Annotated in this window: 13 protein-coding genes; 11 read left to right on the top strand and 2 right to left on the bottom strand. The window is 56.2% G+C overall.

Going from position 1 to position 19,130, the window contains the following annotated elements; all coding sequences use genetic code 11:
• Window positions 1–26: 26 nt before the first annotated feature.
• Window positions 27–1,142 (bottom strand): plastocyanin/azurin family copper-binding protein, encoded by a 1,116-nt coding sequence (locus Pla52o_RS08035; RefSeq protein ID WP_146594053.1) that lies wholly within the window; start codon window positions 1,140–1,142, stop codon window positions 27–29.
• Window positions 1,143–1,145: 3 nt separating this feature from the next.
• Entirely contained in the window at window positions 1,146–4,646 is a 3,501-nt protein-coding gene (locus Pla52o_RS08030; RefSeq protein ID WP_146594052.1) for a DUF6797 domain-containing protein, read from the bottom strand.
• Window positions 4,647–4,941: 295 nt separating this feature from the next.
• Between Pla52o_RS08030 and Pla52o_RS08025 the strand changes: the two genes are divergently transcribed.
• From Pla52o_RS08025 to Pla52o_RS07975, 11 genes are all read left to right on the top strand, one after another.
• Entirely contained in the window at window positions 4,942–6,306 is a 1,365-nt protein-coding gene (locus tag Pla52o_RS08025; protein WP_146594051.1) for a Gfo/Idh/MocA family protein, read from the top strand.
• A gap of 156 nt (window positions 6,307–6,462) precedes the next feature.
• Window positions 6,463–7,908 (top strand): FAD-dependent oxidoreductase, encoded by a 1,446-nt coding sequence (locus tag Pla52o_RS08020; protein WP_146594050.1) that lies wholly within the window; start codon window positions 6,463–6,465, stop codon window positions 7,906–7,908.
• A gap of 241 nt (window positions 7,909–8,149) precedes the next feature.
• Window positions 8,150–10,702: an alpha/beta hydrolase fold domain-containing protein gene (locus Pla52o_RS08015; protein ID WP_146594049.1), complete on the top strand. Its 2,553-nt coding sequence runs from the start codon at window positions 8,150–8,152 to the stop codon at window positions 10,700–10,702.
• A 1,007-nt stretch (window positions 10,703–11,709) separates the two neighbouring features.
• Entirely contained in the window at window positions 11,710–12,684 is a 975-nt protein-coding gene (locus Pla52o_RS08010; RefSeq protein ID WP_146594048.1) for a DUF1559 family PulG-like putative transporter, read from the top strand.
• Entirely contained in the window at window positions 12,681–13,127 is a 447-nt protein-coding gene (locus Pla52o_RS08005; RefSeq protein WP_146594047.1) for a hypothetical protein, read from the top strand. The genes Pla52o_RS08010 and Pla52o_RS08005 overlap by 4 nt, the downstream gene beginning before the upstream one ends.
• A 57-nt stretch (window positions 13,128–13,184) precedes the next feature.
• The gene (locus Pla52o_RS08000; RefSeq protein WP_146594046.1) at window positions 13,185–14,222 is read left to right on the top strand and encodes an exo-alpha-sialidase; all 1,038 of its coding nucleotides are present in this window, start codon (window positions 13,185–13,187) and stop codon (window positions 14,220–14,222) included.
• Between the two features lie 34 nt (window positions 14,223–14,256).
• Window positions 14,257–15,732, top strand: coding sequence for a hypothetical protein (locus Pla52o_RS07995; protein ID WP_146594045.1), 1,476 nt, complete (start codon window positions 14,257–14,259; stop codon window positions 15,730–15,732).
• A gap of 215 nt (window positions 15,733–15,947) precedes the next feature.
• Window positions 15,948–17,111 (top strand): LacI family DNA-binding transcriptional regulator, encoded by a 1,164-nt coding sequence (locus Pla52o_RS07990; protein ID WP_146594044.1) that lies wholly within the window; start codon window positions 15,948–15,950, stop codon window positions 17,109–17,111.
• Between the two features lie 271 nt (window positions 17,112–17,382).
• Window positions 17,383–17,790 (top strand): sodium:solute symporter family transporter, encoded by a 408-nt coding sequence (locus tag Pla52o_RS27865; protein WP_146594043.1) that lies wholly within the window; start codon window positions 17,383–17,385, stop codon window positions 17,788–17,790.
• A gap of 119 nt (window positions 17,791–17,909) precedes the next feature.
• Window positions 17,910–18,107 carry a hypothetical protein gene (locus Pla52o_RS27370; protein WP_146594042.1) on the top strand — a complete coding sequence of 66 codons (198 nt, stop codon included), beginning with the start codon at window positions 17,910–17,912 and terminating at the stop codon, window positions 18,105–18,107.
• Between the two features lie 5 nt (window positions 18,108–18,112).
• Entirely contained in the window at window positions 18,113–19,129 is a 1,017-nt protein-coding gene (locus tag Pla52o_RS07975) for a Gfo/Idh/MocA family protein (RefSeq protein ID WP_231612181.1), read from the top strand.
• The last annotated feature ends 1 nt before the right edge of the window (window position 19,130 follow it).

Genomic DNA, 19,130 nt, shown 5'->3' with positions numbered 1-19,130 from the left:
CGATTTTCAGCCTGCTGTGTTTGCTCTCAGGATCCTTCCTCGGTAACCACCATCACTCCGTTCATAACCATCCAGTGACCGGGAAAGGTGCAAAGGAAAGGATAGCGACCGGGCGTGGCCGGCGCGACGAAGTAAATCGTCTGTTCCTGCCCTGGGGCAACGATGTCGGTGTGAGCTAGGACCTGGTCCGAGTCGGGGATGTATTGCTGAGCGAAGGCCTGCGGATTTGCGATCATCTGATTGCCAAGCTCACCGACGTGCTGTAACGCTCCACGTTGCACGAGTACCCAGTTGTGAGGAACGACATCGGGATTCGATAGCGTTAACGCCACTGCTTCATTCGCTCTGACGGTGAATTGGCCGGTGGTGTAGCTGAGATTGCTGCCCGTTTCGATTTGGATCTCGCGGGAACCGGCAATTTTTCTGTGCCACGGATTAGGCGTGCGATCGGCCATCGATGCCAAGTCGACGAGCAGCGGGTGGACCGCGATTTGCTTTTCTCGCGGTTGGTAACCTGCAAACTCGGTGAATGGGATGTCGAGTCGATGGACGGTCACGAACATGTCATGGCCGCTGCCCGCGGGATTGCAAGAAAACGACTCCTCTTTATTGACGTGCATTCGCAGGTGCAATTGATTGACCGGTTGCAGGTCCGGTATTTCCAGAAATAGCGAATGGCCATCGTCCAAGACGTGGGCAGATTGAATCCGCAGCGGATCGTGCCCCGGCGTTCCCCGATGCGTGCTCGAATACTCTGGGGAACCATACCCGCCGCTGTAACGGTAGTTCCAACATTGAGCAAAATGGCGAGTCCGATCACCGGCGATGGAGGCGTCGAGGGGGGCAGCAAACGTGATGCGAATGCCGTTTTCATGAGTATGGAAGCCGACGGGGACTTGAATGGCGTCACCTGTATAACGAACGCGTTGGAAGCATCCATCGTCGCGAGTGTACGATCCCCATCCGGACATTCCGGACACATACAATTGTCCGTCCAGCGGATGAAAACGTCCGCGATGTGCCCCCGACAAAAAATCACCGGCAAGCGGAACAACCGCGCCTTGAAGTTGATCGCCAACCTCGTCGTCAAACTCGTCGCCAAGCACCGCGAACCACGCCCCAGCCCCGAACGAAAAATGCAATAATTAGCCTGCGAGTGGACCGAAGGCATCGCTGGTGACCTCGACCTGGCCACCGCTGGAGTTATCGAGCCCTCGGGGCAGATAGGCCAAGGGTAATTCCGGTGGATCACCATGCTTGGGGCCACGGTATCCGTGGTGAGTCGGATCATCGGATCTCCGTGACGAAGCATTCTGGACCGCATGGATCGCGGAACTCGGCGTCCATTCGCCCTCGGAAACGGGCACGGTGACCGTGCCGTTGGCCAGGATCCCCAGACCGTCGGGGTTGCGAAAACCGGTGGCAATCACTTCCGCTGCTTTCCCGTCCGGCGAAATGCGTAGTAATCCTTGGTTGCCCGATGCGGTAAAGAAGTTGCCTTGTTCGTCACGCTGCAAACCGCAAATGAAGTCATGTCCGGCCGGCGACGTAATGAACGCGTTGCTAAAGCACTCATAGAAATCGGCCTCGCCGTCGTTGTTCAAATCGCTCAGACGGGTCAATTGGTCTCGGCATTGAACATAGACTTGCCCCTCGGTCACGACCAATCCCAAGGCATGATGCAGCCCCGACGCGAAACGCGTCCAACTCGCCACACCGGGTTGATCCACACCCGAATTCAATCCGCTGACTCTCCAAACGTCCCCCTGCATCGTGCACACCAACGCACTCCCGTCGTCGAGAAAGTCGTGTCCTCCGCAAAAGACGAGCGCATCCCATGGGTTGTCATATGGCAACTCGATCGTGTCGATGGCATAGGGCCGCTGGGTGCCTGGGGTGATCTTCGTTTCGGTCACCTCGGGCCATTGTCGCGGTCCCCCTGCCATGATTTGCCGCAGCGGATGCTCGTTCGCCGGCGCGACGTTGCGAACAAATTCGCCGTGCTCAACCCAGGCGGAATCGAGATACTTCACCTCACCAATCGTGTAGGAAAAAACAACCCGTTTACCGCTTCGATAAAAGCCATGATACTGAAATTGGCCATCCATTTTCTTGCCCGGCAGCACCGAGATCAGTTTCCCGTCCGCTCGCAGCCCTCCGACGAATCCGTAACGAACCGCATCGAATTTGACAAAGCCGCCCGTCCAGACGGCATCGAATGACAAGGTGTCAGGATTGAAGCACGCTGACATCTCGCCATCGTCACCGAGCCGGACGCACACACCGCGTGGGACCGTAATTGCGTCGGCTCGAAACACTCCCGCTTGTAGCGATCCCAGCTGTGTTGCGTTCCAGCGATCATCGGCCCAGTCCGGTTCACTCTGGTTGCCCCAATGTCCCTGCGCGCCGCCATCGAGGCCTGGATAGGGAGCGATTAGCATCGGCAGGTGGGGTTGTTTACGAAAATGTTCAGCTTGTTTTGTATAGAAGTCGTAGACCCGATCTCGATTCACTCGGTGGGTTGCATGAGGCCAATTTGCGGGCTGCAGCGGGGCGGATGTGATGGGAAACTCAACCGGGCCATGCATTTGGCGATGAGCGATCGCGCGTTGCAGCGCCTCCGCCAGCGGTTCGCCATCGCGTCCCCGTTCGCTGCGTCCTAGTTCGCTCAGAAATCGAATCAGATCGACTTGCTGCTGATGTGACATCGCGGCGGTTAACCCGTCGGGCATCACCGAGCCCACCGCGATCTCCATCTCGATGTCATCCTCGGCCACCGTGGTCAGTTTGCCCGATCCGGTATCTCGAATCACCCGTGGATCGTCGCCCGAGCCGGTTTTATAGCCCGTGACGATGTCGCCATCGGTCGTCAGGATCTTCCACGTCATGAACTCCGCTGCCACCTCTCGCTTTGGCCAGAAAATCGACTCGACAATCTTGTTCAACTTGCGATCTTTCGCAATCGTGGACAAATCGGGGCCGACCGTTCCTCCCTGCGATCCTATCTTGTGACACGACAAACAGGCCAATTTGGCATCGGCAAAGACACTCGCTCCGCGTAACGCGTCACCCGAGGTTTGTGCCTCACGGACCAGTCGCGGTGCCCATGCCGGATCGTAGGGCAAGCCTGCGACGCCCGCAGTTGCCTTTAACTCATTTTCGTCAGCGGGGATGGCACTGAGATCATCCTCGCGAGGCGAGTCCGTCTCGCTGGGGTTGTCAAATTTCCACAAGCTTTGCGTTGTCGCGTCGCGTGAAACATCGACGAGGGGCTTCTTCGGAATCGTTCGCACTCCCTTCGAAATACGCAGCCAATGAATCTTGCCGTCGCATGCCAAACGGCCCTCGACGAGTCGCCCGATGCCGAGGCCTCCGGGCACGGGCGACCCGCTACCGGTGTCAACAATCGCCTGGTCGGCGACCTGCTCTCCATCGACATACAATCGGACGCGACTGGGTTCATAGATCATCGACACCGTATGCGGCTTTGCGTCACAGATCATCGCTTGGGAATGGACGTGGTCGGGCCGTTTGCCGGGCAGGTAGGCCGTCAATCGGCCGTTGCCGTTCATGGTAAACAACTCCCAGTGATCGGAGGATGACTTGGGGTCACTCGCCACTAGAATGTTGTAGCGCTCACGCTGCTGAATCGTCACGCGAAGTTCGACCGTGATCGGTGGCGTTCGGTAGACGTCCGAGCCTGGGTAGATCCGGCCTGAGCGGGCCTCGTCGGGCGGGCTTGGTTTGACAAAGTTCTGCGGCGTCGGGGGCAGCGGTCCGGCACTACCCGGAGTGTTCAATTCTTTGCGAATCCACTCGAGGCCATCGCGATTTTCCTTCAGTGATTCGCGTGCATCAATCGCTTCGCGGTGATCCAGAATCCCGATCGGTCCGTCATAACCACTTTCAACGACAACCCGTATCATCTCCAATTCGTGCTCCCCTTTGCCGATACCGAGAATCTTGGGCTGTTCCATCGGGTTCATCCCGTTCAGATTGACGCAGAGCAAAAATGGCTTCATCAATGCAAACGAGGCTTCCCAATTGGTCAGGTGTGCGTGAGCGTGGTGAAAATTGTAAACGATACCAACATGAGCCTGGCCCAGTTCGTGCAATCGCTTGCAAACCGCGACGAGATTCTGCGGTTCGCCTCCCCAACCCCCGTGGTTATAGAGCCCGAGCGAACATCCCATCGCAGCGGTGCGGTGGGCAAGCGGCAGCATGTGTTGGGCCGCGGCTTCGACTTTGGCGGCCTGGGTTTCCCCGACGCTGTCCCCCGACGTCTGCCAGATTTGAGGATGCAGGTCATACTTTTCAAACAGTTTGAACGCATCCTCATGCACACTCCAAAACGCGAAAAAATCGATGCCGTGCTTCTGGTACTCCCGGATTTCCTGTTCAAACGTGGGCACGTGTTGAGCTCGCCAATCGTAGGCAGAACGAGTTATCCCCAGCTCCTTCAGCATCGCAGCCCGCTCGGCCGGATTGCGGTGTTTTGCGTCAAAGGGAACGATGCACCAAGCCACTTGATTGCTGCGGCGAAGGACGCCGCCGTCATCTGCTGCTGTCCCCCGCGGTATCAGAGGATCCGTGGCTCCAGAGAGAAGAATGGCCAGCACGCAGAGTAGAATGGGTTTTTGATTCACAGCGTGGAATTCAGCGGGGTGGAGGGACGATTGCGAATTCAATGCTCGACAACGCGAATGGAATTTCGCAAATCCAATAGCAATGGTCGGTATTGTATCACGGCATCGCCACCGCGCTGGGTTACCCACCCGTGGTGCGAAAACAATGTGCTCATTCGATCAGGCCCGCGTGTGCGTGCCGTTGTCTGGGGGTGTACACTTGGTGTCACCACTCGCGTCAGCGGATTGCTGCCATCCACACTCTGCCGGACCAGCCATCGCAATCGACAAACAAGTTTGACATGGATCACTAACAATGACATTGCAACCAATACCGCGTGCCACCGAATCCAAGCGTCGCAGTGCCACGTCGCTGGACGCTCACTCACTAGAATCGGACGATACACGCGTTCAGTGCGGCGATGCATATTTTCAGCGCACTGAGCGATCTGCTTCGCCAACTCTCAATCGACGTGGCTTCGTGTCCGCCGCTGGCACGTTCGCCGCACTCGCACCAGCGCTCTCCTTGGCCGCCGCTGATTCCGCTGCGCCCGAAGCCGATCGCTTGCGAGTCGCGGCGATCGGGCACACTGGGCGAGGTGGATTTGGACATGGTTTAAGCACGACTTGGCTAAACGTTAGCGAAACGGTGATCGTCGCGGTTGCCGATGTGGATCAAGAAGGTCTGAAACGTGAGCAGCAAAGAACGAGAGCCAAGCATGCGTTTTCAGACTACCGAGAAATGATCAAGCAGATCCGTCCCGACATCGTCGCGGTTTGTGCTCGTCACGTCGACCAGCATCACGAGATGATCATGGCGGCGATCGAGGGGGGAGCACAGGGAATCTATTGTGAGAAGCCGTTTTGCCGCACGCTCGAGGAAGCCGACGCGATCGTCGCGGCCTGTGAGCGGAGTGGTACAAAATTGGCACTGGCCCACCGCAACCGCTACCACCCGGCGCTCGTGGCGACCCAAGCGGCGATCAAAGCGGGAGCGATCGGCAAACCGTTGGAAATTCGCTGCCGTGGTAAGGAAGACGCACGCGGAGGATGTCAGGATCTATGGGTGCTCGGCACGCACCTGTTTAATCTCGTCCCTGTTTTCGCCGGTAACGTGACCGCCTGTTCCGCAGTCATGATGAAGGGGCACGAACTTGTGACCCCTAGCGATATTGTTCAAGGCAACGAGGGCAATGGCCCAATCGCAGGAGATCGCCTGCACGCGCGTTACGAAACCGAAAGTGGCATGCCCGTCTATTTTGACTCGATCCGTAATCATGGCGTCGGTGCGGCTGGCTTCGGTTTGCAATTGATTGGCACCGAAGGGATCGTCGATTTGCGTATGGATAGTGAGCCAATCGCCCACTTTATCCCTGCGAATCCCTTTCAACCCGCATCAAAACCGCGGCCGTGGATTCCGATCAGCAGCGCCGGAATCGGCAAAACGGAACCGATCCCCGACATCGTCAATCAGGTTGCCCATCATATCTTGGCGGTGCGTGATCTGCTCGCTGCGATCAACGAGGATCGGCCTCCGCTGTGTAGTGATGTTGATGGCCGAGCGACGCTCGAGATGGTTCACGGGGCGTACGCCTCGCATGTCGAGGGTGGGAAAGTCGTGCAGTTGCCGCTCGCCAAACGCACACATCCGTTTACAAATTGGCAGGACAATGCATCATGATTCGGGATAATCATACGCAGGTTCTAGCGTAGCGGAAGTTCAACATGGCTTTCGTTTTCAGGGGTGGTGGAAACACTTGTCGAGTGACGCGACCCAAATAATATTTCGTCATTGCGTTACGCGCGATACACAAGCCCCAACGATGAAGGATGATTCATGGACCGTAGAGTTCCCTCACGCCGAAACTTTCTGCAAGCCACCGCAGGCGGCTTGGTTGTCTCTGCCTCGCTTGCATCCGCTGACACTCAGGCGGCGGAAACGGCGCAGGCCACCCGCGTTGTGAATCCACTCAGCGGCGATGTGTTGCAGACTCAGGCGGAGCTTTCCGCGGACGCCCAGCATTTGATCGAGGAACAGCGATCGATTCCCGTGGTGGGAAAAACGGATGTCCTCGTCTGTGGCGGTGGTCCGGCTGGAATCGCTGCGGCGTTGGCGGCGGCGCGTGCTGGGGCGACCGTGCAGTTGATCGAGGTCGCAGGCTGTCTGGGCGGCGTCTGGACGGCGGGCTTGTTGACCAAGATCCTTGACGCGGAAAATAAGTCGGGGATCATGCCCGAGTTGCTAAACCGATTCGCAGCCCAAGGCAGTTCGGTGGCCAAGCAGACCGACGGCACCGTCTACGATCCTGAAATCGCCAAACTCGTACTGGAAGAACTTTGTGTCGAGGCGGGCGTGAAGATTCGCTTGCACACGCGGCTTGTCGGTGCCGTCACGGACTCTAACCGTCGCGTCGTGGCCGTGTTGACCGAATCAAAGTCGGGACGCGAAGCATGGCTGGCTGAGCGATTCGTCGACTGTAGCGGTGATGGCGACTTGGCGGCCCATGCAGGGTGTCGTTTCGAACTTGGCGTGGGACAGGATTGTGAATGTCAACCGATGTCGATGATGGCGCTGTTGACCGGCATCGATGCGGATGCGGTGCGGCCTTACATTCGGGAAACCGCCTCGTCGGCAAAACGCTTGCTGCTGAAGTTGATGGAAGAACATGGGATGACGCCATCCTACCGTGCGCCAACGTTACGTCATTTGCACAGTGGCGTCTTTTCGCTGATGACGAATCACGAGTACGGTGTTTCCGCGTTCGACGCAAACGCGATTAGTGAGTCGACCATCCGTGCCCGTCGCGAGATCCATGATCTTGTGAACGGGCTGCGCCGCATCGGGGGTGTATGGAAAGACATTGCCGTCGTTGCGACCGCTGAACAGATCGGGATCCGCGAAGGTCGACGCATTCGCGGTCGCTACCAAATCACAGCCAATGATCTGGCCACAGGTCTCAAGCATGAGCAATCCGTCTGTACCGCGAAGTTTCCGATCGATGTGCACGCATTGAACGCGCATGGAAACAAAGAGATCAATCGCGAGTTCAAAAAGGGGGGGCATCAACCGTACGATATTCCTTATCCCGCGCTGGTTGCCGAGGATGTTGATGGACTGCTGCTGGCCGGTCGCTGCATTAGCGGCGACTTCATTGCCCACTCCAGTTACCGAGTGACCGGTAACTCCGTCCCGATGGGCGAGGCGGCGGGATTGGCCGCTGCGGTCTCGATCCAGAAGCAGCTCATGCCGCACGAATTGAAGTGGAGTGAGATCAAATCGTAACGCGATCTGCAACGCAATGCGCAGAAAATAGCTGAAACGCGGTGGCCAACGCTATTCGCTCCTGAAACCTGTGTTGCCTTCCGCGTCGTTTTAATCTGGTACCGCGGGCGGAATACTCGTTATTGAGCGTTGATTCCATTGAGCGTTGATTCCATTGAGCGATTCCATTGAGCGATTCCATTGAGCGATTCCATTGAGCGCTCTGACACCTTTGGTCGCTCCCAGGAAAGAAGGCATCAGTATGAGTTCGAACGATTCTGTGCAAAAGCCACGCTTCGTGCCGCGGCTGCTGACGGCGGGGATCCCGTTTCTCGTCGTGTTCTGTATGACGACCGCCGAGGCTCAGGACAAGCAGATTCGCTATGCACCAATGCATCGATTGACGATGGATGAATATGAAGGCACCCTGCGATTTTGGCAAACCACCTACCCGCAGTGGGTCACGCTTGAGTCGCGGGGGCTCAGCGGGCAGAACTTGCCTGTCTATCTGGTCAAAATTACGGATCGTGACGTGTCCGATGAAGACAAACAAATTTGCCTGATCACCACTTTACATTGCGGACCGGAGCGAACCGGGGCCTCGGGAGCCATGGCGTTTGTCGAGTGGATGTTGAGCGGTGACCCACTCGCAGCGGAGACTCGCCGCCGACAGATCATTCTCGTCATGCCGGTTGTGAACCCTCTATCGTTGTTTCACACCGACCGCTGGCGTAATGAACACGGCGTCGAGCCGTATGCCGGACTGGATCGAAAGGGCAAACTCTGGGATGTGAAAACGCTCACGATACGCAATCCGCAGGATGCACCGGAACTGATGGCCGTGCTTTCCGTGGTCGACGAATATCAACCGGAGGTTCACGCTGATTTTCATGGCACCGGGCTTCAGGAATACTCGCCTGATCAACTTGGCACGCGGCGAACCTATCACGGTCAAATTATGACTGAGATTACGGGAAGCGCTTATTCCAACAATGCATTGCGGCCCTGGGATTGGCGGGTCACCGAAGCCATGATCGAAGCGGGCAACGCAGCCGGATTCCCCTCGGATCGATTTGAGGCCGATGCGCAGCGCACCTTCTGGGGAACGGAACTCGATCCATTGTCGAAACGATTGTGGCAAGGAAAGCCAATGTTCTATTCCCAGCACTATTCCTATGCCAAATACCACACGATGCTCAGCACTCATGAGGTGGCGTGGGAGCAAAGCATCGTCGCACGAATGAAGGGACTGCTAAGCATTGGAAACAATGTCTGGAATGACGAGCGACAGCCAAGCTATCCGGTCAATCGAATAAAGAATTTCGTCGGGCACTTTGTGACCGCGTATGGAAACACGGCGGCCCAGCGCCGCAAGAGCCGCGTTGAACTGTGGTCCAAACAAGCCCAATTCTCGCTCGGATTCCTGTATCCGCAGACTGTGGGGCGCGAGAGCCTGGTTTGTACGACCACGGCTGCGGCGAAACGGGCCGTTGCCGCCGCTGATTTTCGCGAGTTGCAGCTTAATCTGCACGACCATTTCGGTGCTGACGCGGGGAACATTAGGAATTTCATCGAAGCGGGCCCGGAGTTCAAATTGGGCATGGGCACCCCGCGCTCGCAGCTGCTGGCCGCAACAGATACCGACGATGTGAGGATTGAAAACGGTATCAGCTTCCGTCTGCGACTGCCGTACCGTAATCCATCTCAGCTCGACGTACAGCTAAATGGACAAGCCCTGAAACCCAGCGCCACGGATGGTTATGAAACTTGGTTCGCCGATGGCTTCACGCAAGTGCACGTGAACGTGCCCCCTACGAAGGCCAGCAAGACGGAACTTTATTTCATCACCTGCGGCTACGAACCGAACGAAGTCCGCCCCAACGGATGGATGCCGCCGGCCGCCGTACAGCAACGATTTGCAACGGCCAAGGCCGATGCCACACCCGCCACATTCACCGACATGCCCTACGGAGAACATTTTCGTCAAACGATGGATCTCTGGTTGGCGCCAGTCCCAAACCCCACACCGCTTGTATTTTATCTCCACGGCGGTGGCTGGGCAGCACAGGACAAGACCGATATTCATCAACACCTCGATGTGCGTGCCCTTTTAAACGCGGGCATTTCCGTCGCCTCGGTGAACTACCGACTGTTGCAGGATGCCAGTGCCGCAGACGTCAGCCCGCCTGTGCAATGGCCATTGAATGATGCCGCACGAGCACTGCAGTTTGTGCGTTCCAACGCCAGCCAGTGGAGGATCGACAAAGCACGCATTGGTGCCTGCGGCGTCAGTGCTGGCGGGTGCAGCTCGCTGTGGTTAGCCCTGCATGACGACATGGCCGAGGCGAACAGTGACGATCTCATTGCCCGCGAATCAACGCGACTTTGGTGTGCCGCGGGAAAAGCACCGCAAACGTCTCTCGACCCACTGCAGTTGAAAGAATGGATTCCGAACTACGAGTACGGGGGCAGAGCGTTTGGGTTTCCGGGTGCGACCCGGCCGGATGCGTTCGCGCCGTTCCTGGCCGCACGAGACTCGCTTCTTCCGCACATCCGACGTTATTCTCCGATCGAGCACGTCAGCAATGACGACCCTCCAATCTTTATGGAATTCCCGGAACAGGACAAAGATCCCATTGCTGGCGAAAGCCAGGCTGACCCCACGCATTCAGCGGTGTCCGGCCTCATGCTGCAACGAAAGTTGCAGTCACTCGGAGTCGAGTCGGAGCTGCGCTATCGAGGCGATCGTAAAACCGGCGGTACCGATATGCAGCAGTTCCTGACGCTCCAACTGTTACGGGACGAATTGAGATGAGGGGGCGGCGGTTGCTCGATCGATGCCTTTCGCTGCGTTTACCATTACCAATCTTACGTGGGCGGGTGCACCTGTGCGGAGAGCTTCGTTTTTCAACAGCCTCCTAGCTGTTCATGAAACACCGCACATGCAAGCATTTTTAGTCTTTAGGTAGGCTCGAGAGATGCACCTTCGTTCGCCAGAACGTGTTCCAGACGTCTGGCGAATGACTCGGCGCAAGATTCATGACCGTAGGGCGAACTCGGTTCGACACTCCCGCGAACCGCTTTTCATTCATCGTCCTTGAGTGATCCGTGGGCGCGCTCCGACCCATTCGGCAACCTGGGAATCGGCCAGGGCGAATCAAAGGCGTGGTCGTCCTGCGGCTTGCGAAAGAGACCGTCCCTGGCGTGGGCCACGGTTCAGAGCGTGAGCGATCCCACCCGCTTCGTCAGCACGTTTCGGGCGTCCCACCGGCACATGCGGACACCCTTGTCGAAGCCAGGAAAACGTCATGACAATGCGTTGATTGCTCCCGCTGGATCCCAACGGCAGGCGAAGACGCACGGAATAGGTACGGACAACAGCGAAGGTTGTTTGTCCAATAGCCTTGAATGATTCAACTTACCTCGCTTAGGGGAGGGGGCGATCTGCGAGCGTTCTTCAGCTCGCAAGTCCCTGCCCGACGCGAACGTTTTGAAGTCGCGTTATTCGATGCGCTCCTGGGAAAAACACTGCAATTTATTGCGTGGATCTCAACGTACTCGATTTGCGATGCACACGGATTCAAAGCGTTCGCGTCGGTTTCATGAATCGACAATCCGTAAGAACCGGAGGTTCTTTCACGGTGTGGTTTTGCCACTAAGCGATCGGTGCCACGTGTTCGAAAGGAGACGATAACCGCAACAATTGGATAAAGTGGCCTGGGATTGGTGCGAACTTGTTGACCTGCTGGTGGGGGGCCGTTAAGCTCGTTAGCGTGACCGTCTGCGACGTCAATCTGTTCCTAGGTACATAGGAGAGCCGTTATGCGTTGTTTTCTTAATCGCCGAGTTGTTCACCGCGGATTTACATTGGTTGAATTGTTGGTCGTCATCGCCATCATCGGCGTCTTGGTTGGTTTATTACTGCCGGCGGTGCAGGCCGCTCGTGAAGCCGCTCGGCGGATGCAATGCTCCAATCAGCTCAAGCAGATGGGGCTAGCGTTGCACAACTACCACGATAGTTTTGGCTCGTTCCCGCAGAACCAAGCGTGGGTGACTAAGGGAGCCAACCCCAATCAAAGTGTCAGTAGCCCGAATGCATCGAGTTCGATCAGTTGGCGGGCGGCAATTTTGCCATACATTGAGCAGTCCGCTGTGTATGAGCAGATTGACTTCAGCCGACCGGTTAGTAGCGCGGTCGGCACGCCATCAAATTTGGATCTCGCTCGCCAACCGATGTCAGCGTACCTCTGCCCTAGTGATCCTTACGGTGGGGTAACCAAGTCAGGCAATCAGTATCTGTGGAGCAACTGGGCGTATCCACACTCCTCGAATCCTCGGGATCAACCAGTTGGCGTAACGCACTACAAAGGGGTTCAAGGCAACGGGTTTGATATCCCGTTCTCGACGAGCAGTTATCCGCACGGAATGTTCGATCGTCGGGAGGGAGCTCCGCTAAAAATACGAGATGTCCTCGATGGGACCACAAACGTCCTGTTCGTCGGGGAGATTTCCCCCGAATGGTATGCTTGGCCGACTTGGATGGCTTGGTCCAGTCCGATGAGTACCCAGCGTGGCGTCAACTATGTTCATCGTGTTTACAGCGGGGGCAGCCAGCGGACGGCGGCCGAACATGGGTGGTCAGATAACCTCACCGCCAATAGTCGCCACCCTGGCGGCGCTCATTTCTTGATGGTCGACGCAAGTGTTCAGTTTGTCACTGAATCGATCGATCTCGTGCTTTACCAAAACCTGGGGCATCCCCAAGACAGTAAGCCGATCGGAGGGTTTGCGCTATGATTAAGACAATCTCGAGAATGACGCCCACGTCGCGAGGCGCATCGGCTTTCTTGCCCATGATTTTGGGCTGCTTGATGGTTGGTTGCGGTCCATCGCGGGATCCAAATTTACCTGCGACTGCGACGGTTCGTGGGCAAGTGCTGTACAACGGCCAGCCCTTCACTCAGGGGACGGTCACGTTTCATCCGAGCGGTGAAGGGAACCCCGGCGTAAGTCGATTGGACACCGAAGGGCGTTTTTCATTGTCGACCTACGGAAGCGACGACGGCGCCGTCATCGGAGAGCACGTGGTGACGATTGACGTTCCGCCGCCGCTCGACGGTGAAGACAGCAGCCAGGCGGCTACGATACCCGCCAAATATGCAAATGTTGATACATCGCCACTGAAGGTGACCATCCCCGAAGGTGGCGATGACACGCTGGAATTGGTGATCGAGAAGTGAAGGACTTAGGCTAGCTTCGTAATTTTAAATTGACAACTTTGATAAGGATCTAATGGAATGTATCGAGCAACTTTGATTCCCGTTTGCGCGCTAGCGATGCTGCTCGCGACTTCAGTGGGCAGTGGTGCATCGGGTGGCGATTTGGAATTAGTCGAAACGCGTAAGATCTGGGATGCGGGGCCACACAACGCGTTTACCGATTTGGTCCGCTATCAGGGAAAATGGGTTTGTGGATTTCGCGAGGCACCATCGCACACGGGCGGTGTGAAGGACTCTCGGATTCGCGTGATTGTCTCCGGCGACGCACAACAGTGGGAATCGGCGGGCGTGATCGATGACCAGAAGCGCGGAGACATTCGCGACGCCAAGTTTGCCTTGATGCCCGACGGTCGATTGATGCTGTTGACCGCGACTCAGTTGTTTGACAAGTCCAAGCAAAGTCATCAGTCACACGCTTGGTTTACCAAGGACTTAAAGAGTTGGGATGGACCGCACGATGTCGGCGATGCGGATATCTGGGCATGGGGGATCGTGTTTCATGAGGATGTCGGCTACTCGATCGGCTATCGCACTAAAAATCCGAGGTATGTCAGGCTGTACTCGACCCAGCAGGGGACGGACTTTGATACTCTCGTCGAGAACCTGGGGGTGAAGGACCCCTATCCCAATGAGAGTGTGATTGTCTTTGATCGGGACAGCGACAAAGCCTACTGTTTGTTGCGCTGCAAAGGACCGGCCCAATTGGGAGTCGCCACGCCGCCTTATGACAATTGGCAGTGGAAAGTCGCCGATCGCGCCATCGGTGGTCCTGAAATGATCCAAGTGCCCGATGGCCGACTGCTTGCTGGCGGACGTTTGTACGACGGCAAAGTGCGAACGTCGCTGTTTTGGGTTGATCCCGAGACGGCGGAGTTAAGCGAAGCCCTCAAGCTGCCCTCAGGAGGTGACACTTCTTATCCCGGTTTTGTGATCCAGGGGGACACCTTGTATGTCAGTTACTATTCGTCGCACGAGGGTAAATCAAGCATCTACCTTGCCAAGGTGAAGATCCCTGGAAGCGACGCCTCGGATGCTGTGAACGATAATGGTTCGTAAGCTGATAAGGACCGCTTGATAGGTCGTTGTCGTAATGGATCTCGTCAAGGGTTTCGATGGTCACTTGTCCTTTTCTCTAACGCTGCCGGTGGTACCTATGGTGTTCTTAGTTCGTTGTCTCACGCTGGTTCTGGTGATCGGCTTCGTCACCGCCTCTAACGCTGCGGAGCCGATAGCGATCGGGTCGCGTCTTGAGCCGTTGATCGACGATTTCCTGATCTCGGAAATGAGTGGCGATGTGCATCAGCAATTGCAGCAACCGACGCCACGCGAAGTCGTGCTGGTCACCGATCAGCCGTGGGAGGGAAACACTAGTGCGTACTACACCATTTTCCAAGACGATGATCGGTATCGGATGTACTACCGGGGATCGCACTCGGGCAAAGGGAATGGGAATGCCGAGCATCCCGAGTTCACCTGTTATGCCGAGAGTACCGATGGCATCCATTGGACAAAACCTGATCTCGGTATCGTTGAATTCCAGGGATCCAAGCACAACAACATCATCTTAGAGGGCCTCGGCACTCACTGTTTTGTCGCTTTCAAAGATACGAACCCCGACTGTCCGCCCGAATCAAAATACAAAGGGATCTCGCGCGGTCATATCTCGCAAGGCAAACCGGGAGGAAAACATGGGTTGTACGTGTTTGAATCTGCGGATGCGATTCACTGGACGTTGATGGAAGACCATGCGGTGATTACGCAGGGAGCTTTCGATTCCCAGAATCTCGCGTTTTGGGATTCGTTCCACAAACGTTATGTCGATTACCACCGCACATTCACCAAGGGGAAGCGAACGATCGTAATGTGTCACTCGACGGATTATGTCCATTGGTCCGATCCGGTGCCGCTAACATATCCAGGTTCACCCGTGCAGGAGTTGTATACCAACGCGATTCGACTTTATCCGAGAGCGGACCACATTCGCATTGGTTTCCCGACTCGCTATCTTCCGCACGAAGGGCAACGTGTCGAACCGCTGTTCATGTCCAGTCGCGATGGAGTTCGTTTTAATCGTTGGGATGAGCCGGTTATTCCGGGGACGGCTCCCGAGGATCGCATGGGCAATCGTAGTAACTACATGGCCAATGGATTGGTTTCGATGAACGCCAATGACCGTGAGTGGTCGGTTTACGCGACTGAAGCGTATTACCAGGGGCCCGATAGTCGACTGCGTCGGTTTACGTACCGCGTCGATGGACTCGTGTCGGTTCGCGCTGGTGAGGAGGGCGGTGATTTGCTGACCAAGCCTCTGACGCTGAGTGGCATGCCGTTGAATCTTAACTTCAAGACAGGAGAGGGGGGACAGATTCGCGTGCGTTTGGAGTCGCCTAGCGGGGAGATGTTGGCCGAATCCGCATGGATCACAGGGGACGAGATTGCTCATCCGGTGCCATGGCAGGCGGGGACTGGCCTCGACGCACTTCAGGGCCGCACCGTTCGATTGCGTTTCTCGATGAAGAACGCGGATCTCTACTCGATTCAGTTCGGACGGGCGGCGAGTCAATAGGGAGACGCGCACATTAGGGAGCCACGCAAGAGCAAAACTCCCAAAGGGGTAGCGTGTCTGGCGAGAACTCTCGTGTTCGGGAATCTTTCGTGAGATCCGCTACGCCAGTTCGTCGGGACGTCGACTCTTCGAACGCTATCCAGATAGGCGTTGGTGAGAAACCCAGGTACAGTACCGCAAAGGTGCGTACCCTAATTCAGGTCAATTAGATCGTCATGGCAAAGTTTACGAGTTCAGGTGGCAGTTCGATGGACGACTCCGGTGTGGCGGGGGGGACGCCACCCAAACACGAACAGACTCGCGACTTGATTATTTCGCAGATCCAGTCCGGTGAACTCCAAGCCGGGGCTGCGTTGCCATCGGAGATGCGTCTTTCAGAGACTCTGCAGGTGGCTCGTAGCACGGTCAGGCAAGCCTTGGCCGCCTTGGAACGAGATGGCTTGGTGCGGCGGATTCATGGCAAAGGGACCTTCATTCACGAGGAGGCGTCGCAGCGTCTGCGCAAGCCGCGGGAGTTGTTCGCGCTCGTAGTTCCTGAGACGGAGACGGCTTTCTATCCATCGCTGCAGCGGAGTTTTGAGCAAGCGGCCGCAGCGTTTCACAATCAAGTGATCGTCTGTAACTCGAACAATAATTTGGACAAGCAGGCCAGCATTGTCTTGCAGTTGATCGATCTTAAAGTCGCCGGGGTCGCGATCGTGCCAACGACCTCCGCGGCAACGCCTGCGTTCCACATCCGGCAATTGCAAAAGCATAACATTCCTGTGGTGTGTTGTTCGCGTCCGGTGCTGGGCACGGAATCACCCTTGATTTCAATCCCGTTTGAAAAGGTGGGGGGACTCGCTGGTAAGGAGATACGCAAGGCTGGACATCGCAGGGTGGCGTTTTTTAGTAACGGGGTCACCGAAGCGTCGGCGGCTTATGAGACAGGCTTGCGAAAGTCACTCGGCAGCGATGCTACGATCACCGTTTTCACGGCGTCAGGCTGCGCAGCGACAGACTATCAAAGCGTGACGGAGCAAAGTGCCACCGCGCTGGACAAGATGCTCGCGTCCGAACAGCCGCCGACTGCGATTTTTTGTTCGTTCGACTCGTTGGCCGAAAGCCTTTACGTGTTGTTAGCTCAGCGTGGACTACGCGTTCCTCAGGACATTTCGGTCGTCGGTGTCGGCGGTGTCTTTCGCGGCGGCGGGCTGTCGCGTCATTTGGCGTCGGTCACGGTTGATGAGCTTTCGCTCGGTAAACAGGCGATCGAATTGTTAACCCGCATGCGGCGCAATGAGTTAGCGATCGATTCACGCGAGGTGCGGGAACTGACCTTGGCGTTCAGCACTGGGAATACCTTGGGCTGTGTTCCAAAAGTGGGTTGTGCACGATGACGTTTCGATTGAGTTCACCACCCAGCCTAGCGTGGGTGCAATGGATCCGCCGACGACGTTTACGGTTTGGTCGATATTGGCGGGCATGCTAACGGCAAATCTAGCACTGGATACTGCGGACCCGATGTCGTATTAGCGTTGATGTCGTATTAGCGTTACTGAGTGTCCGAAGAGGAACGAAGTGCACGACGGTCGTTCATTTTGGATTTGTGCAGCGTGATGCTTGTTTTGACCCTCTTGATATTGCCGGGGCTCGCCTTGTCCGTTTGGTATGAGATGGTCGTTGACCAAGCACCGCCTACGAACGCAGATCGTGTGTTTTCCACTTTTGTCGCAACGTACTTTCCTGTTGGTGCACCAGGGATTTTTTTTTGCTGCGATCTTAGCAGCCACCATGAGCAGTATGACCAGTAGGATCAACTCACTCGTAGGATGCTTGACGATGGATTTCGTAGGACGATGGAAGCCGAACGATGCACATCGCAAAAAATGGTCGTTCGCACGCAGAGCCTCGGTCATGATTGGTATGTTGGCGGGCACGGTGGCCGGTTGGTTCGTCGCATTTTTGTCAGCGTCGAGGTTGTGGGTTGCTCCCACGGCGACGTGGGTGGCGATCAGGCTGGTTGCCCTCAGTATCGCTCGGTATCATTTCAACTTGTCGGCACAACTTAACTCTTAACGAGAACAGCATATTCAATGCGCGACCGTAAACTACTTGATACGATCCGACCTAGCAGACCCGTTTTCAGGGGGCCTCTGCATCTTGGTTCTTCCCGTTTGTTTGAGATGGCCAGTTGGATGAGATTCAATGCCATTTGGATGGACCTGAAACATCACTCGAGCGGTCTCGAAAAAGCATCTCAATGGGTGCGGGTATCACGGGCGGCCACCACGGGGGCGATCGCCCACGCGGATATTGCCGAAACGTTTTCCAAACAGGGTTCCGGTGAGCACAACGGACAGCCAGCGGCGCAAGACTGCGAGGTGGTCTCGTGACACAGATGAAACACCATGTCATCGTCATAGGTGCCGGCTCGATTGGCCATCGCCATATCCGTTGCTTCGGAGATACCAAACGGACCGCGGTTTCGTTTGTCGAACCTCGTGAAGAGATCCGACGAGAAATCGAATCGCTCTATCCCAACGTTCGTTCGTTCGCGTCGTTGGATGAGATTTCTGACTGGGATCAGTTCGATGCAGCGGTGATTGCAACGACGGCGCCACAGCACCTGACTCATGCCCAAGCGATGCTGGAACGTGGAATAAACGTGTTGATCGAGAAACCGTTGGCGGTTGATGTCGCAGAGGCAGAGGCGTTTTCACGCACTGCCGAAGCACATGGCAAGGTCATTGCGGTGGCCTATGTTTATCGAGCCAATCCATTGCTAGTGCAAATGCGAGATGCAATTCGATCGGGCGAATACGGTAAGCCGTTGGAGTTCATTGCGTATGGGGGTCAGCACTTTCCCACGTACCGCCCCGCCTATCGCGAGACCTATTATCGCAGCCATGAATCGGGTGGAGGTGCCATTCAGGATGCCTTGACACATGTGTTCAATGTCGGGCAGTTTCTCGTAGGACCGATGGAGAAAATTGTCGTCGATGCGGATCATCAAGTACTCGATGGAGTGGAAGTCGAGGATACGGTGCACGCCCTCGCCCGGCATCGCGATGGAGTCATGGCCAGTTATGTTTTGAATCAACATCAGCCAGCGAATGAGATGACGATGACGGTTGTTTGTGAACGAGGCCAGTTGCGAATGGAAAATCATCGTGAACGATGGCGAGTTTGCACCGCACCGGATACCGATTGGCGTGATTTTTCTCTGCCAGTACCTTTGCTGCGAGATGAGTTGTTTGTGCGTCAGGCAGATGCTTTTTTGGATGCGATCGAAGGCAAAGCAGCACCACTGTGTGATTTGCAGGAAGGACTGCAAACCTTACGCATGAATGTCGCAGCGATTTCGAGCTGGCGGGGCGGCCAGTGGGAAGCAATCAACCACCAATGTGAGAAATGAT

The organism is Novipirellula galeiformis (assembly GCF_007860095.1).
GTDB lineage: Bacteria > Planctomycetota > Planctomycetia > Pirellulales > Pirellulaceae > Novipirellula > Novipirellula galeiformis.
The sequence above is the reverse complement of the archived record's forward strand: the minus strand, read 5'-3'. Positions and strand labels throughout refer to the sequence as shown.

What these genes read in the sequence shown, in the direction of transcription:
- Pla52o_RS08020 (WP_146594050.1), top strand. Translation starts at nt 6,463, where the DNA reads ATGGACCGTAGAGTTCCCTCACGCCGAAACTTTCTGCAAGCCACCGCA.
- Pla52o_RS08000 (WP_146594046.1), top strand. Translation starts at nt 13,185, where the DNA reads ATGTATCGAGCAACTTTGATTCCCGTTTGCGCGCTAGCGATGCTGCTC.
- Pla52o_RS07975 (WP_231612181.1), top strand. Translation starts at nt 18,113, where the DNA reads ATGAAACACCATGTCATCGTCATAGGTGCCGGCTCGATTGGCCATCGC.
- Pla52o_RS08005 (WP_146594047.1), top strand. Translation starts at nt 12,681, where the DNA reads ATGATTAAGACAATCTCGAGAATGACGCCCACGTCGCGAGGCGCATCG.
- Pla52o_RS08025 (WP_146594051.1), top strand. Translation starts at nt 4,942, where the DNA reads ATGACATTGCAACCAATACCGCGTGCCACCGAATCCAAGCGTCGCAGT.
- Pla52o_RS27865 (WP_146594043.1), top strand. Translation starts at nt 17,383, where the DNA reads ATGAGATGGTCGTTGACCAAGCACCGCCTACGAACGCAGATCGTGTGT.
- Pla52o_RS08010 (WP_146594048.1), top strand. Translation starts at nt 11,710, where the DNA reads ATGCGTTGTTTTCTTAATCGCCGAGTTGTTCACCGCGGATTTACATTG.
- Pla52o_RS07990 (WP_146594044.1), top strand. Translation starts at nt 15,948, where the DNA reads ATGGCAAAGTTTACGAGTTCAGGTGGCAGTTCGATGGACGACTCCGGT.
- Pla52o_RS27370 (WP_146594042.1), top strand. Translation starts at nt 17,910, where the DNA reads ATGAGATTCAATGCCATTTGGATGGACCTGAAACATCACTCGAGCGGT.
- Pla52o_RS08015 (WP_146594049.1), top strand. Translation starts at nt 8,150, where the DNA reads ATGAGTTCGAACGATTCTGTGCAAAAGCCACGCTTCGTGCCGCGGCTG.
- Pla52o_RS07995 (WP_146594045.1), top strand. Translation starts at nt 14,257, where the DNA reads ATGGATCTCGTCAAGGGTTTCGATGGTCACTTGTCCTTTTCTCTAACG.